Origin of the sequence: Roseburia sp. AM16-25, assembly GCF_003473825.1 — a bacterium.
GTDB lineage: Bacteria > Bacillota > Clostridia > Lachnospirales > Lachnospiraceae > Pararoseburia > Pararoseburia lenta.
The window spans coordinates 1-16,017 of sequence record NZ_QUCW01000008.1; the positions used below are offsets into that span (position 1 = coordinate 1).

The following is a 16,017-nucleotide window of genomic DNA, read 5'->3' on the forward strand; positions in this document are numbered from 1 at the left end:
ACATGCGATCTTAAGAGCAGCCGGAGCTGTTCTCTTACCATTACGGCACTGCAGCATGTATAACTTCTTGTTTTCTACGGTAAATTCCATATCCTGCATGTCATGATAGTGATTCTCAAGAGTCTCACATACCTGAATGAACTCTGCATATGCTTCTGGGAATTCCTGCTCCATCTGAGCGATCGGCATTGGTGTACGAACACCGGCAACTACGTCCTCGCCCTGGGCATTGATCAGGAACTCACCCATCAACTTCTTCTCACCTGTAGCAGGATCACGTGTAAATGCAACACCTGTACCGGACTCATCATTTAAGTTACCGAATACCATTGGCATTACGTTAACTGCTGTTCCCCAAGAGTAAGGGATGTCGTTGTCACGACGATATACGTTTGCACGTGGGTTGTCCCAAGAACGGAATACAGCCTCGATTGCTAACTTCAACTGCTCTACAGGATCAGAAGGGAAGTCCTGTCCTAACTGGTTCTTGTACTCAGCCTTGAACTGCTCTGCTAATTCCTTGAGGTCAGCAGCGGTAAGTTCAACGTCATACTGAACGCCTCTTTCTTCCTTCATCTTGTCGATCAACTGCTCGAAATACTTCTTACCAACTTCCATAACAACGTCTGAGAACATCTGGATGAAACGTCTGTAAGAGTCATATACGAAACGCTCGAACTTCGGATCAGGGTTACCAGCGATCATTGCTGCTACTACCTCATCATTCAGTCCTAAGTTAAGAATTGTATCCATCATACCAGGCATAGATGCTCTAGCACCGGAACGAACGGAAACAAGAAGAGGGTTCTTCAGATCGCCGAATTTCTTTCCGTTGATCTCCTCCATTTTCTTAACGCCTTCCATAGCCTGTGCCATGATCTCGTCGTTGATCTTGCGTCCGTCCTCATAATACTGAGTACAAGCCTCCGTTGTGATTGTGAATCCCTGTGGTACCGGAAGACCGATATCAGTCATCTCTGCAAGGTTGGCACCTTTACCACCAAGAAGATTACGCATGGTCATGTCGCCTTCACTAAACATGTAGACCCATTTGTTTGCCATTTTCAATTTCCTCCTAAAAAATACTTTGTGTCCTTCAACTCATTCGTATCTGAATGCATATGGAACACACCACTCCATGTGCTAAGCCGCACATAATTGATTTTAGCATAATTTCCAATTTATTCAATATCAAATCCGTTTTATTCTGACAAATTTATCCAACAGACAGAGCCATCTTCTTCTCTTTCTTATTCACCTTCCATAAATAAGTAAGAATTCACACAAGCAAAAACCAGCTTTTCAACACCTGTTTGTGTAAAAAGCTGGTTTTTGATACATTATTTTTTAAAAACGATACTTACCGCTGCCGATATTTTTTATCTGTCCTTTCCAATAAACTGTTGCACTTGCATTACATGGAATTTGTACATCCAAGACATCCTGTGTCCATTCCACTGTAATCGGTCCTGCTTCGCTGACATAGATACATTTGCATTGTGTCAAACGGTCATCCATATTTGGTCGGATAATAATGTGGGAATATCCTGGTGTATCGGTGTCGATACCAGCCACATAACGGCAGATCCAATCATAAACACAACCGAATGCGTAGTGATTATAACTGATATATGCGCCTGTATGTTTAGCATCGTCTGCATCCCATCCCTCCCAGATGGTTGTTGCTCCATGATCTACCTCATACAACCAGGAAGGTCTTTTATCCTGCCACAAAATCTCATATGCCAGTTTTTCTTCTCTCAACTGGCACAACACATCCATCAGATACGGCGTTGCTAAAAAGCCGGTATCCAGACAATTTCCATTCTTTTTTACCAAAGAAATCAGTTTTTCCTTATAAGCTTCTTTCAAATCATCCGGAACAAGATCAAATGCAAAAGCTAGCACATACGCCCCCATCAGATAATCTGGCAGCATATCCCGGCGGATAATACCCCCAACAATCGCCTGCTTCATTTTCGCAGCAATCCCACCATAATAGGAAGACATCTCTTCATCTTCTAAAATATGGCAGATTTCTCGCATTTTAACCATAGTCATATAGCCAAAGAATGGTGCAATATAGAATGCCGACTCTTTACACATGCCATACGGATCGCCGGTTGTATTCGGTCTGCTTGGCACCAGCCACTCTCCAAAATGGAATCCTGTATCCCATATTTTTTCATCATATTCCTTCGGAATCCCCCAGGTTCCTTCCTTCTGTGATGCAGTTCTTATAATATTATCTGCCCACTTTTTCATAGCATCATAGTTTTCAGTCAGTACACTGGTATCTCCTGTCATCTGATACATATCATATGGAACCCAGACAATGGCATCACTCCATCCTGCAACACCGGTAATATCCGCATCGCCAAAAGTCTGACAGACATTCCGAAGCATGCCATCATATAACTGCATATAAGGCGAAACAATCATAACCGTTCCATCTGCTGTCTGATCCATACGCACAGAGTGTAGCCAGCTTTTCAAAAATGGCGTCATCTGTTCATTCAACATTGCTGTTCTCGCATAAATCAGAATATCTCCCGTCCATCCGGCCTTTTCCCTGGAAGGGCAATCGGTAGGGACCGACATCATATTGCTGTACTGTGACCAGCGAATATTCTGGTAAAGACGATTTAAGCGTTCATCTGAACATACAAAGTCTCCCGCATTTTCTTTCTGGCTTGTCAATAAAACAGCCGTAAAGTCTTCCTTTCTTGCATCCGGCATACCGGTTACACGAATATAGCGAAAACCATGAAATGTAAACAACGCTTCATGTTCTATCGGTCTGCCATCCGATACCACGGTATCTTTCTGTGGTGCAAACATGGTATTAATATAATTTTCATTTTCATCCAATGTCTCAAAATATTCAAAAACAACTTGCTGTCCCTGCGGCACATCTACGTGGATTCTGGCTCTGCCTGCCATAACCTGACCAAAATCTACCACCATTTCCCCTGCCGGTGTCACCATAAGATCAATTGCCGGAATCAAACGGTAAGGAATGACCGGATCCAATGGTTGGGTCCTTAGAAATTCATACCCATAGTCCTTAATATTAACCGGCTGCTCTTCCTGTTTTTCCAGCGTAAAATCCTGTTTTTCCCCTTGGTAGAGATCCGAATAAACAATATAATCGGTCCGGCATGTCTCACTTCCATCTGAAAAAAACCACTCGCGGCTTTCATCCTCATATTCCACCCGCATCTGATAAATGACAGATGGTTCCTCATGGTGTTCTTTCATAACCGGTCTTGCCTGGGCACTAAAGTACCACCCATCTCCTACATACATTTCCAATATATTTTCTGCATCCTGTAAGAGTTCTGTTACATCATATGTCTGATAGTACATCAGACGATCATATGGTGTAAATTCCGGAGCCATTTCTCTGTTATCCGGTCTCTTTCCATTTACATATAACCGGTATACCCCATGAGCAGATGCATATAGAACTGCTTTTTTAACTTTCCGGTTCAACGAAATTTTTCTGGTAAACATAACCGCAGGATATGTTGCACCAAATTTATACTCATTAGCAGCTTTTCTTGTAAACGGACATTCCACCCAGCAGGCTTTCCAGTCCTTTTTATCCAAAAAGGCTGTAGTAAAAGCAGACGTCTTCTCTGCCATATCTCCATGATTATCCCAGACTTTGACACTCCAGGTGTAGTCCACACAGGATGCCAGCATATCTCCCTGGTATTTGATAAAATTCTGTTTTGGCGATACGACAATCCCGGAATCCCACACAGTCTTTTGCGCATCTTTTACAATAATCTGATACTTTTCCTGCAATTCGTTCTGTGCATCACTCTCTATCTTCCATGAAAATTCCGGCATTTCATCGATAACCGGTTGATTCCTGTGCAAAACTTTTAATTCGTGTAATTTCATACTATTCTAGTCCCTTTCCAACTTGTTCCAAAAAGCAAATGCCCGATCCACCCAGCCAACTGCCTCCGTATTTGTTCCCAATCCAAATCCATGCAACCCATGCTGCGGATGTTCATAACAATATGGTATCTGCAGCGTTTGTAATTGTTCTATGAACACCTGACTGTTCCATACCGGTACGGTTGGATCGTCTTCTGCCTGCACCACAAATGCCGGTGGATATGTCATATCCATATGTTGTTCAACATTATAAACGTCACACACCTTCTGGCTATGATCCTTTCCCAGATAACCGGAAAGCATCATAGCGCGAATAGGAAGCGGTGCCAGGGAGACTGTCTTCCATACATCAATCATAGGATATGCCAGGAGGATGATATCCGGTTTTGACACCTGATATGCAGCATATCCCAGTTCCGGTGTGCCCCAGCAGGCTGCCAGATGTCCACCTGCCGAAAAGCCTCCAACTGCATAATGTTCCATATTGATTCCCAATGTATCCTGATGTTGCATCAGGAACTGGCAGGCTGCACCCATATCCTCCATTGGACGTGGAAACAAAGCCTTGCCATCTGCCACCCGATAATTCAAGCAAAAAGCGTCTACGCCAAGCTCAGCCAATCTGGCTGCCACCGGAAAGGATTCCACCATAGAACAAACACTTCCATAAGCGCCACCTGCTGCAAGAATAATCGTCTTTCGCGACCCATTATTGCATTGTTTTGCAGGAAAATAGATTAGTTTTACACATTCCTTATCCGGACTTTCCTGCACTTCTTTGGAATCGTACACATCAAATAACACCTGACCGCCAGATGCACAGATTTGTTCCAATTGGCGCAGACCATATACCATATCCTCGGCTGCCCAGGTTGGATTTTTCTGTTCTATCTCTTTCAGACATGTAGCATCTTTTTTAAAATTCCCGGCGCCATCTCCCACCTGATTATAAATAAAATAAGGAAACAAGGTTTTTAAATCCTTATGTTTTCTAAGGTCTTCTACCTTCGTATTCTCTGTAATCATCAACGTAATCCCTTCTCTCTCAGTTCCTTCTGAATTTCTGCGATTCCATTTTTCTCCAGATCTATCTTATAAAAACATAATGCTGCAAGGGCAAATAAAATAGCCGGATAGAAGCTGGACAATATGCGAATCATGAAAATGGCAGAAACCGGCTGACTTACCAGCGTCTCGGCAGAACTGCTGACATATCCTGACACCGCCAGCATAACGCCTGAAATACCTGCTGCCAGACCAATACCTATTTTTCCACCCATAGTAGCGGCTGATGAGATTGTTCCATCCATCGGTTTTCCACAACGATACAATGCATAATCACAGATTTCACCGGTCAATGGGATTAAAGAAATTGTAAACGGTACCACTGCTATACTGGCAACGGATTTCGCTAACATAAATAGTGCAAGATTATCGTTGGCAAAGAAAATAATCGTATGTCCAACAGCTGCAAGAAGCATACCACCAACAACGCAGTTTCGTTTTCCAAATTTGTTCATCATTGGCACAGCAAATGGAAGTAGGAAAATCATAATCATTCCCGGCAGATTGATGAGTGTCGTAACCCCCACATCATGGAACACATATTTTGCATAATAGGTTGCCACTGGTGCAGATGTCAAATTGTAGAGAATTGTCCCGAGTGCAAGGAAAATAAAATACTTGTTATGTAATAACTCATGTAAAGTCTCTTTCACCGGCTGTTTTTCTACCAACTGTTCCTTAGATCTTTCCGTAACTGTCTCTCGAACACAGGCAACGCCAATAATGGAAGCCACAATAGACATAACGGCAAAAATTAAGGTTGCCGTAGTATATGCTGCCTGGCTCTCGTGCATAGCAGATAAAATCTTCGGAACCACCAATCCGATAATAACAACAGGAACCAAAGTACCATAAGCAGAAAATACACCGAGTACACCTCGCTTTTTAGAATCTGCAGTCAAAAGGTTGTTTAGCGTTCCACAGGAAACACTTGCCATAGTTCCGAAGAATGGATTGGCAAGAAAATACATACCTGCACAAAATGCCACCTTTGCGCTGGTAGATAGCGATGCCGGACAAGAAAATAAAAGCATGATCGATACACCAATTCCTATGCCGCCTGCTAAAACCCACGGACGAGCCTTTCCTAATCTGGTATTGGTTCTGTCCACAATCATTCCCATAATAATATCTGTCACACCATCAGTAATCTTTGTAATCATGAGAATCATTGCAACTGCACCCATAGAAATTCCTACTGTATCTGTATAATACAAATTGATATACCCAGGTACATATCCAGTTGCGACTGCACTGACCATAGCGCAGAACATGATTCCGATTTTCTGATTCGCACCTAATTTTTCTGTCATTGTAACAGTTTCATCTAATTTTTCTTTTTTCATTCTTCTTCTCCTTTTTGATACTGATCCTCCGGTATAACAAAATCAAAAAATTCCACATCTTCTTCTGTTTCCCCTAACAGAATGCGGCGAAAGATTCTGCCATCCACCGGAGATTCCCATTTTTCCTGTGTACTCGCAATATTGCCTCTTATATTTGCAATCATCCTTGCCGGCATATCTGCCGGGAGTTCCACATCGTCATGGGCAGAAAAGACTCGTGCAATCGGCAATGCCTGCAAAGCCGCCAGATGCTGCAAATATATCTCTAATGGTGTCCAATCAGACATGCCATACAATACTCTCCGTGTAACTGCATCGCCCCCAAACAAGGTTTTTGTCATGGCATCATAAAACACATAACATCCTCTTGTGTGCCCCGGCACATGAATTGGCAATATCTCCCGGTTTCCGAGCGAAATTATCTGTCGATCCACCAACGGATGCAATTGGTAGGGAAGTTTGCTATCCTGGTATCCAGCAGGATCCGGGGCAATACCGCCGCCACAGGCAAGAGCCCAATCCTCTTTTGCCATATAGACCTCTGAAAACTGTGCGTTGCATCCTATGTGATCGATATGGCCATGAGAATTGACCATAATAACCGGCAGCCCAAAAGTTGTTTCTATACTATCCCGAAAAGCAGGATTCTCCGGCACCGGACTATCTATCACCATAACTGCGTGACTTCCGGTTACGACCCAACTTTGCATAATGGCTCCTCCTGCCGTCTGTCTCTGCATCCATCGTTCTGTTCGCAAGGCATAAATTCCATTACCATACTCTGTAAAATAAATCTCATCCATGCTGTTTTATTTCTCCTCCTTCTCCCAGATGGAGGCAACCAATTCTTCTATCTTTGCACTAATATAGGATCCTGACCCCTCCAGATCTGAACGATTTGTCATAAACACAACCTCCAGGTCATCTGCAGGGCTGATAAAAAAATGGGTTCCAAATGCACCACTCCATCCATAAGTACCTTCTGATACTGCAAATCCACCTTTTTCCTTGTCCTGTCGGATCTTCATTCCCAGCCCCCATACAAATCCCTGTTCTGGCTCTAAATGTTCTTTTGGTGCTTCTGTATGTAACAGTTGTACAGTCTCCGGTTTTAATATCCGCTTACCGTGATAAGAACCTTCATGCAACAACATATCACCAAAATGGTCATAATCATGCAGTGTGGAAAATAATCCACCGCAGCCATGTTCAAAAAGTATTTCTTTCTGATGCATGATGCCCTGCATATCTTTTTTTGTTCCTGTAACATTTACCAGTTTGTCTTTCTTTCTTTTATAAACATCTACCAAACGTTTTTTCTGTTCATCGTTCAAAAAGAACGTTGTATCTTTCATGTCAAGCGGCTGGCAAATCTCCTTTTGCATAAAGTCTTCAAAAGGCATCCCTGATACTACAGAAACCAGGTAACCTAAAATATCAAAGCCTGCCAGTGGAGAATATCCTGTTCCTCTTCCCGGCTGGAAGTCCAGAACATAATCTGTATAATGCAGCACAAAATCACGCAAGTTGTCATACTGCTTCTTTTCTTTCATAAGAGCCAGCAGACCTACCAGCCCCTGCTGCAGACCGGAAGAATGAGAAAGTAAATCCCGTATCGTAATCTCACGTTCAGCGTCTGTTCTCTTCACTTTATTCATAGAAAAGGTCAACAGCAAAAGTGGTATCTTTTTCATCTTATCCATAGAAAATTCATACCGTGGATCCTCCATAACCTGCATTCCGGCAAATTCCGGAATATATCTTGATAATGGAGCATCGAGTTCCAACAATCCTTTTTCGATACAAATCATAACAGCCACAGCAGTAATGCACTTTGTCATAGACATCAGTCGATATATGCTGTCCTCTTTGATTTCTTGATTCGTCTCACATCTGCTATATCCCCACCGGTTCTCGTACAGGATCTCATCCCCCCTGCGTACCAAAAGTGCTGCTCCTGATATCTCCTGATTTTTCACATAATCTTGCATGACTTCATTGATTTTATCCATCCCCATGATTTTTCCTCCTTATATAGTATTATTCTAATAATTCCGGTTATCATTTGCACATACCATCTTGCTCAAAAATCATATAATTTTGCGTTTTGTTTCAGTTCCTTTTTATTCTCATACATCATCTTATCCGCCTGCTCTATCATTTCCTGCAAGGTAGTTTTATCGCTGGCTTGTGCATATCCCACGGCAATCTGAAAAACAAAACGATGTTCCTGCTGTCGAATCCTATCCCATTCCCCTTGTAATTCTTCCAGCATACTCGCAAAGGAATCTTTTGAAATATTTAAAAGTAAAACAACGAATTCATCCCCGCCGATGCGGTAACAACACCCATGAGGTTCTAAAACTTTACGGATGCTTGCTGCTGCTTTCATAATATAATCATCCCCGACCCTGTGCCCCAGGATATCATTACATTGTTTCAGATTATTCAGATCCATCATAAGAACATAGGACGCTGCATCTGTCTTAGAATTTTCCATCAGATACTCTTCATAGGCTGACCGGTTATGTAGCCCTGTCATCTCATCTATATACGCAAGCTGCTTGTAAAGTTCTCCCTCTTCAGCCTGCTTCAATTTATGATTACCCATCCAGACGGTAATCATAAACAACATAATATCAAGAACCAACAAAGCAAACAGATCCAGATGGGGAAATAATAAAACCCCTAGTATGGTGAGCAGACTCTTTAGTTTCTGCCCCAGATTCAAATGTTTGTAGTGAAGACACAGACAAATGGCAAAAACCAGACACAGACCTGCAAAAACCATATAAGAAGCATACATACAGGCATCCAATGAAAGTACACCGATCATATGCAGACACAAAATGCCAACAAAAAGCAGATTCATTGCTCTTGTTAACATAGTTGCATGCTTTTTCTTCATATTGGTATTGCATTGCATAAAGCCAATAAAAGGCGTCACGCACAAAATCCCTTGTAGAACTGACAAGTACAGAAAACCCATAGCATTATCATACATAATGGTGGTCATTCTGAAATCATTAACCTTCACCAGGCTAAACAAAATGCAAAACTTTCCAAAATATAAATTACCACTAACTGCCTCTATTCCCGGATCCAATGTCTTAGATAACATGATAGAAATAGCACCTAATATAATCGTTATGGTCAGTATGGTCATACGCGTCATCTCATCTTTCAGAATCATGCGCATAAAACCGTCACCTGTACCATAATAGAACTGTATATTTTTAATTTCATCCTTACCGGCTGTCACAAGCACCTGAATTTTTTTCCCTCCATCTGTTTGCTTGAGAGGAACAGATATCATGTAATCTCCTGTGTCCGAGAAATACCATCCATCCTCTTCTTCAATTTTCGGAGATTGATATATGATGTGATAATCTTTATAAATGGTGACGTTAGCATTGCGCACATAACCATACAATGACATACGGTCATCCGGCAACTGTGGCAATGTATAATAAAGAATCTTCGTTTGTATTTTTTCCATCATGTGTCTGTCTTCTGCTATTTGTTCCTCTTGCTGCAGGTGCAGAATGTTGCAAATCAGCTCCTCATTCCACATATCATATAATCGGGTTTTGCCAATGACGATTCCTACCATAATCACACATAGTCCTAGCAAAACCATATACAAAATGTCCACACCTTTTAATTTTTTCTTCATAACGTTCTATCTCACCGCCTCCAAGCCACTCCCACATCCCTGATCCTTTTTATTTTAACTACTCTTTTTGGGACGGTTTCTCCCTTTCTTGCCCTAATTTCATAGAATGTTGCGCAATCTCATCAGGCTCAAAAAAGCGCAACATTCTATGACAGAACAGCAATTTTCTATGGCTCGTCCTCATATTTCCGCCACTATAATCACAGAGTAACCATATAATTACTATTTTAGAAAGGGGTTTTCATGAAAAGGAGAAGAAAACAACTATGCAGCATCCTATTTGCTGCTGTCATGGTATTCATGACATTCGGAACCTGCGTAAATGCACAGGAAGTCACTAATACAACAACCATCAGACGTAACACGACCTGGTCCGAAGATACAGACATCTACGGAACCTGCGTTGTAAATTGGGGAAAGTGCCTGACGATTCCTGAAAATGTAACCGTGACCATCCATGATGGTGGAGCCTTGCAAGGCTGGGGAGATATCATTGTCAAAGGACGAATCATCGTAGAAGCAGGTGGACATTTCTACCGTCATGAATATGGTGTTTACCAACAGACAGTCGGACCGGAGTCTGACATCAAAGGTAGTATCTATATCCCGGTACTAGCCATCAAATGTGGTTCTGTTATCATCAGCTCGGATGCACTGACCATCACTTCCGGTTCTGCCGTAAGAGCAGCTCGTTCCAGTTTGAGACCATGGTTTGAAAAATGGAACTTAGAGGCTGAAGCCGAACTTATGTACATGAATGGTGTCACAACCAATGTGCCAATTGTTTGTCCTGACTACACTACTAATCCAACCACTGATTTTTCCCGTCTCATTCTAGGACTCAACGCTTCCAACAATCAATTGAACTTAGATGGGCTTTCTACCTACTACTGGATTTATGACTCCGTCAACGGTGGTGGAAAATGGTATAAACTGGATGGATTCAAGCTCATGTCTGATGGTAACCCTTCTGATCTGTCCGGTGATGACCTGACATTGTACAATGCTTTTGCAGCTGCATCAAGACAAAATGAACCTGCGCCAACGGAAGATGAGGCAATCGTATTACGCAATCAGGTCTATGACACTAGCCGTGATACCAGAAACACCTATAATTTATTCATTCCAAAAAATGCGCCAAAGAATCGGCCAGTTTCACTTATCCTCTACACCCATGGAGGAAGCTGGATTAGTGGTAATAAAGAATCCATGGACTATGCCTGTGGCAAAATGACACGTCAGGGTTATATCACTGCAGATATTGATTACCGTCTCTTTGAAGCAGAACGCAATGCAGCAACCAGTATGAATGACATCATGGATGATATGCAGAACTGCATCAACACCATTGTTGCACAGGCAGCCGAACTCGGTTATACCATTGATTCCGTAGCTACTTCCGGTTATTCTGCCGGTGGGCACTTGGCTCTTCTATACGCTTATAGCCGTACCAATAGTGCCTGTGTACCTGTTAATCTGGTATTTGAGCAGGTCGGTCCAGCCGACTTATGTCCAGAGGCCTTTGCTCCGGGCGTGATGTCTTCATCATTGACTTTTAACGCATTTGCGCAGAAACTAATTCCAAATTATCAAAACATGTCTGATGCAGAAAGAAAATCTGCACTGGCAGAGATTTCACCAATCTCTTATATTTCGCCACAGGCAGTACCTACCATCATGGTATATGCAGATGAAGATATCATCGTCGGCAATATACATGGTGCACATATGAACGATGCATTAGCATCCAACGGCATAGATTATGCCTACCTGTATATGCCTCGTTCCAATCATACCTGCGAGTTTGATAGTGCTGTAATGGATCAATTCTGGAATACCACGTATCAGTATGCCAATAGCTATCTTCATAGATAAAACACTTCATGCTACATAACAAAAACAAGCGTCCGGTCTAAAGCCGGGCGCTTGTTTGTTATTTTTCTACACTTGTTATCCTGCCATATGGATAACAAGTTCTGTTATCTTATCTAATTGTTCCTGTACCGTCTGTATGCATTCATCAATATGCACATTATTGTTTTCTGCTTCAGATACAGAAGCAGATACTTCCTCACTGCATGCTGACAAATCCGTCGATTGACTGGAAATGCTATAATTCATCTTATCCATATAATCCATCTGCTCACGTATCTTGTCCATACTGCTGCGGAACTGATTAAATTCCTTTTGCAATTCATCAAAATCCTCTACCATGACAAGAATAGATGCACTCTGCTGATTTGTCACATTATTATTATCCGTTATCTGTGTATGAACGATATCCGTTCCATCACACAATTCATTCAAAAGATTAGAAATGTTTTCTGTAGCTTTTTTTGTCTGTTCTGCCAGCTTACGAATCTCTTCTGCCACCACTGCAAACCCTTTGCCAACCTCACCTGCCCGTGCTGCCTCAATGGATGCATTTAGGGCTAAAAGATTTGTCCGCGAGGAAATATTGAATATCGTATCAGTAATCGTACGAACCTCCTCCGTTTTGTCTTTTAACTGTGCAGATGCTTTTTTCATATTTTCACCAGTCTGCATAGACTGCTTCTCCTGATCCACAATCCGCGTCAGTACACCTGCGTTTTTATCAAAAGCTTTTGCTAACTGGTCAATATAGGTATCCGCCGTAGAGACCGTATCGTTTGTATGTACAATCACTTCCTGTATTTCTCCAGCCATCTCTGTTAGTCTTGTCGCAGCACCTACCGTTACTTCATTCCCTTCGCCAATACTCTTCATATTCTCGTCAGAAATAGAAGTTGCTTCCTTTACATTCTGCAGATTTTCTTTCAGGGTATTCACTTCCTGGACAACTCCCTTTGCCTCATTTTTGAGTTTTCTTGCCCTGTCCTGATCATGGCGTGCGGCCTCAGCAATCTCACACATGTTTTCTGTGTTCTGCTTTACCAGGCACCAGATTGTCAACTGTGCAAAAATAAGGCACATAAGCAATGGTGTAAAAACCATGGAGATGGATGCCTCTTTTGCTCCTCCTTTTGCCACAAACTGCACATAAAAAATGGAATCAATAAGATATACTATGTTCATAGCTCCCACAAATTTACGATTCTGATATAGCATAGATACCATCACAACTACAACAGCTGTAGGCAGTTCACGTACGCCACTGATATTTAATCCCACAAAATAGATCAAAGCATATGCAACAACCGATACCGGTAGAAAAAGCTTTTTTCCTTTTTCCAGATTTGCTGTCACAATAACCAACAATAAAGCAACGACGCTGCATATACTGAATATTCCAAAAATTGTTTCACCTTTTATGGCACGTACAATTGCGGTAAATAATCCTCCGGCGCTATATAAACACAATATGCCTACAAAAATCCTATTTGCCCTTGTCTCTTGTAGTCTGTTCATAGTTGTACCTCCCACACTATGCAAAATCATCCAATGACCACGTATCCATCCATTTTATGTACGGTCTGTCTCCATCGAAAAAAATGGGAAGCCAGACATAATCTGCGATTGCTGTATTCTCTATCACTGCCTCTCCCATCATATCTGGACTGATTTCATCCCTACGCCCCGAAAACAAAAGTTCAAAAATCCGACTGTAGTTTTCATATTTCCGATCCATATGTTCCGGCAGCCAGCGATCAGCACACGCAATATACAAATCCTTTTTTCCTTCCACCTTGAATACGGATGAAATTTGGGAATGAAAAGAAGTCTTACTCTCATCCTGTCTGTGAATAAGTCCCAGTTCTCTATATGGACCATGCCAGGTATCTGCCACTGCCACCTCGGATGGATTCGGATAATAGCCCGTCGTTCCCGAAGTAATCAGGTAATGCTTTCCATTTCGCATAAAGTGCGCTGGTGCCTCTCTTACAAAAGGCGGATATAGTCTCGGAAAATGGGTACTGTAATACCCCGTCACATTCGTATAATCCTCTGTTAAATCTGCGCAGATCAGTTCACTATGAACCCTTTCAAAATAATAGTATGCCTTTCCATCCTCTGCCACAGCCAGATCAAAGTCGCCCGCACTCATTCCCAAAGGACGTAATCCCGTATGAATAATCTGATAAGGACCTAATATATCGTCTGCTTCCAAGATTGTTTCACTCTGACTTCCATCCTTTTCCATGATTTTGAGCCAACAGATAAATTTTTTTCTTTTTTGATTGTAAATGATATGCGGTCTGTCCATGCAATTTTCAGGATATAGGGGAGACTCCGGATTTTCCGTATCTGGCGGAATAATGATGCCACAGTCCTCCCAATTATATAAGTCAGAGGATTTATAACACCTTACCCCCCAATGCCAGATACCATTTTTTCCGTCCGTTTTTTCCTTGTTCTCCCCGTACCAATAATAAACATGTTTCAGGCAAATCACAGAACCTCCATGTGCCTGGATACGTTTGCCATTGGTATCGAGCCACACACCACCCGGTATAAATTCTCCCATTTATTCATCCTCCAAACGAAAAGGAGCTTCCATCCCTTCTTCCAAAGTCTCACCTGTTTTCCTGTCTACGCGAACCTTTCGCATTTCTTCGGGTACACACCCATCTTCTACCCATGCCATCAAAGCACGCATACCATCCGACTCTGTCAGACCAGGACCATTCCCCTGACAGTTCCCATGATTATCCCCCGGCGTGATGTAAACACGCAGGAACTTGTCCAAAGCTTTCCAACCACCAAAATGCTCCTTAACTTTCTGCAGATAATCTAATGTGCCATCTACCGGAATCAGAGGATCATCTATACCATGATCTATCATCAGTTTTCCTCCACGTTCAACAAATGCATCAATAGCCGGATTATCGCCCAGATTGTCAGAAAACTTTTCCAATCCTGTATCATATAAAGTTTCATATTGTTGTCTTGTCATTTGTTTAAAATTGTCTTTCGGATGATTTGTAATCCATCGTATATAAATCGGTCCTAATGCAAACGGCTTAATCCGATGTCCAAAAAGTGGATAGTAATAGGTGCCTATTGGAATTACACATTGCCAGTTCTGTACACCCGGGCGGAATCCATACCACATCTGTTCTCCATTTGCCCTTCGCGGTCCATCCAGAATGTCTTTCATAACCGCGGCATCCTTGTCCGTAATGATACCACCTTTTGTCTTCGTTCCCACATACCTGTATGGATCAAATTCCTTGCATGTATCCAGATGAAAATACTTGTCCCGTCCACCATTTTCATTCCAGACCGCCTCCAAAAAGAACTGATTCTTTTTTGCATTCAGAAAATGGTTCTGTTCCTGCATCACAACTTCCGGCCAATAACCACCCATCAGAAACTTATGCCAGTTAATTGCCGGACAGGATGCCCACACGCCATCATAATCCTCCGGATAATTCTGCACCTCCATCAGACACTGTCTGCCACCGCCAGAACCACCATTCATATAAGAATAGCGTATAGGACGGTCGTGTAAAATCTCTGTCACGGCTTTTCCAAACATTGTCATGTTATGTGTACTGCGCAAACGCCAGTTTTCATATAAATCCTGTTGCAATTCACCTGTCTTAGAATCAATCGTGTGGTCATTCCAGCCTTCGATATTTCCTGCATACATGGTGGCAGCTGAAAATCCATTCATGACAGCAAATGGTACGGTCCAGCCTCTCTGGGTATTATTGGGTCTGGTCAGGTACCCCCTGCCACCTATACCGGTTCCACCACCGGCGGTACCAGCAAAGCGGTCATTCCAGGCCAAAGGGCTCCAGACGATAAGCTGTTCTTCATAATCACCCGTCTTATGAAAGAGTTCCACCTCGTAATAAGGCGGCAGATTCTCAATTGGCTTACCTCCACCAAAAAACTTCTCAATCAGGCTTACCTTTGCCTGATATCTGCCGGTATCATTAAAAGACACCTGAATCCGGTTAAAAACTTCGTCTGGAAATCTACATTCTAATTCCTTTCTGATGTAGGATACCTCTGCCCTCTTTTCTATGCCTTCTGTGTTTTTCAATGTTGATGTGTCAAAAAATTGGATTTTATCTTTTTCCAGCATGA

At 42.3% G+C, this 16,017-nt stretch carries 11 protein-coding genes; 1 reads left to right on the top strand and 10 read right to left on the bottom strand.

Annotation, left to right across the window (positions count from 1 at the left end):
- From DW183_RS12115 to DW183_RS12145, 7 genes are all read right to left on the bottom strand, one after another.
- Positions 1-1,062, bottom strand: a 1,062-nt coding sequence (locus DW183_RS12115; RefSeq protein WP_305793760.1) for a PEP/pyruvate-binding domain-containing protein, incomplete at its 3' end; no start/stop codon positions are given.
- Between the two features lie 285 nt (positions 1,063-1,347).
- Positions 1,348-3,912 carry a family 78 glycoside hydrolase catalytic domain gene (locus DW183_RS12120; protein ID WP_118282611.1) on the bottom strand — a complete coding sequence of 855 codons (2,565 nt, stop codon included), beginning with the start codon at positions 3,910-3,912 and terminating at the stop codon, positions 1,348-1,350.
- 6 nt (positions 3,913-3,918) lie between these two features.
- A complete protein-coding gene (locus tag DW183_RS12125) occupies positions 3,919-4,938 on the bottom strand; it encodes an alpha/beta hydrolase (RefSeq protein ID WP_118282614.1) in 1,020 nt (339 codons plus the stop codon).
- The gene (locus DW183_RS12130) at positions 4,938-6,323 is read right to left on the bottom strand and encodes an MFS transporter (protein ID WP_118282617.1); all 1,386 of its coding nucleotides are present in this window, start codon (positions 6,321-6,323) and stop codon (positions 4,938-4,940) included. The genes DW183_RS12125 and DW183_RS12130 overlap by 1 nt, the downstream gene beginning before the upstream one ends.
- Positions 6,320-7,126: an MBL fold metallo-hydrolase gene (locus tag DW183_RS12135; protein ID WP_118282621.1), complete on the bottom strand. Its 807-nt coding sequence runs from the start codon at positions 7,124-7,126 to the stop codon at positions 6,320-6,322. The genes DW183_RS12130 and DW183_RS12135 overlap by 4 nt, the downstream gene beginning before the upstream one ends.
- Before the next feature lie 6 nt (positions 7,127-7,132).
- The gene (locus DW183_RS12140; protein WP_118282624.1) at positions 7,133-8,341 is read right to left on the bottom strand and encodes a serine hydrolase domain-containing protein; all 1,209 of its coding nucleotides are present in this window, start codon (positions 8,339-8,341) and stop codon (positions 7,133-7,135) included.
- 65 nt (positions 8,342-8,406) lie between these two features.
- Complete coding sequence (locus tag DW183_RS12145) at positions 8,407-9,999, bottom strand: GGDEF domain-containing protein (RefSeq protein WP_118282627.1); 1,593 nt, start codon at positions 9,997-9,999, stop codon at positions 8,407-8,409.
- A gap of 243 nt (positions 10,000-10,242) precedes the next feature.
- Here DW183_RS12145 and DW183_RS12150 point away from each other — a divergent pair, with 243 nt between their 5' ends.
- Positions 10,243-11,874: an alpha/beta hydrolase gene (locus DW183_RS12150; RefSeq protein WP_118282629.1), complete on the top strand. Its 1,632-nt coding sequence runs from the start codon at positions 10,243-10,245 to the stop codon at positions 11,872-11,874.
- Positions 11,875-11,949: 75 nt separating this feature from the next.
- Here DW183_RS12150 and DW183_RS12155 read toward each other — a convergent pair whose 3' ends face one another.
- Genes DW183_RS12155 through DW183_RS12165 form a run of 3 tightly spaced genes read right to left on the bottom strand, consistent with a single transcriptional unit; the run spans position 11,950 to position 16,015 of the window.
- The gene (locus DW183_RS12155) at positions 11,950-13,389 is read right to left on the bottom strand and encodes a methyl-accepting chemotaxis protein (protein WP_158573088.1); all 1,440 of its coding nucleotides are present in this window, start codon (positions 13,387-13,389) and stop codon (positions 11,950-11,952) included.
- Positions 13,390-13,405: 16 nt separating this feature from the next.
- Positions 13,406-14,446 carry a family 43 glycosylhydrolase gene (locus DW183_RS12160; protein ID WP_118282634.1) on the bottom strand — a complete coding sequence of 347 codons (1,041 nt, stop codon included), beginning with the start codon at positions 14,444-14,446 and terminating at the stop codon, positions 13,406-13,408.
- The gene (locus tag DW183_RS12165) at positions 14,447-16,015 is read right to left on the bottom strand and encodes a tannase/feruloyl esterase family alpha/beta hydrolase (protein ID WP_118282637.1); all 1,569 of its coding nucleotides are present in this window, start codon (positions 16,013-16,015) and stop codon (positions 14,447-14,449) included.
- Positions 16,016-16,017 lie beyond the last annotated feature (2 nt).

Coding starts and splice junctions, on each gene's coding strand:
- DW183_RS12120 (WP_118282611.1), bottom strand. CDS start 3,912: ATGAAATTACACGAATTAAAAGTTTTGCACAGGAATCAACCGGTTATC.
- DW183_RS12125 (WP_118282614.1), bottom strand. CDS start 4,938: ATGATTACAGAGAATACGAAGGTAGAAGACCTTAGAAAACATAAGGAT.
- DW183_RS12130 (WP_118282617.1), bottom strand. CDS start 6,323: ATGAAAAAAGAAAAATTAGATGAAACTGTTACAATGACAGAAAAATTA.
- DW183_RS12135 (WP_118282621.1), bottom strand. CDS start 7,126: ATGGATGAGATTTATTTTACAGAGTATGGTAATGGAATTTATGCCTTG.
- DW183_RS12140 (WP_118282624.1), bottom strand. CDS start 8,341: ATGGGGATGGATAAAATCAATGAAGTCATGCAAGATTATGTGAAAAAT.
- DW183_RS12145 (WP_118282627.1), bottom strand. CDS start 9,999: ATGAAGAAAAAATTAAAAGGTGTGGACATTTTGTATATGGTTTTGCTA.
- DW183_RS12150 (WP_118282629.1), top strand. CDS start 10,243: ATGAAAAGGAGAAGAAAACAACTATGCAGCATCCTATTTGCTGCTGTC.
- DW183_RS12155 (WP_158573088.1), bottom strand. CDS start 13,389: ATGAACAGACTACAAGAGACAAGGGCAAATAGGATTTTTGTAGGCATA.
- DW183_RS12160 (WP_118282634.1), bottom strand. CDS start 14,446: ATGGGAGAATTTATACCGGGTGGTGTGTGGCTCGATACCAATGGCAAA.
- DW183_RS12165 (WP_118282637.1), bottom strand. CDS start 16,015: ATGCTGGAAAAAGATAAAATCCAATTTTTTGACACATCAACATTGAAA.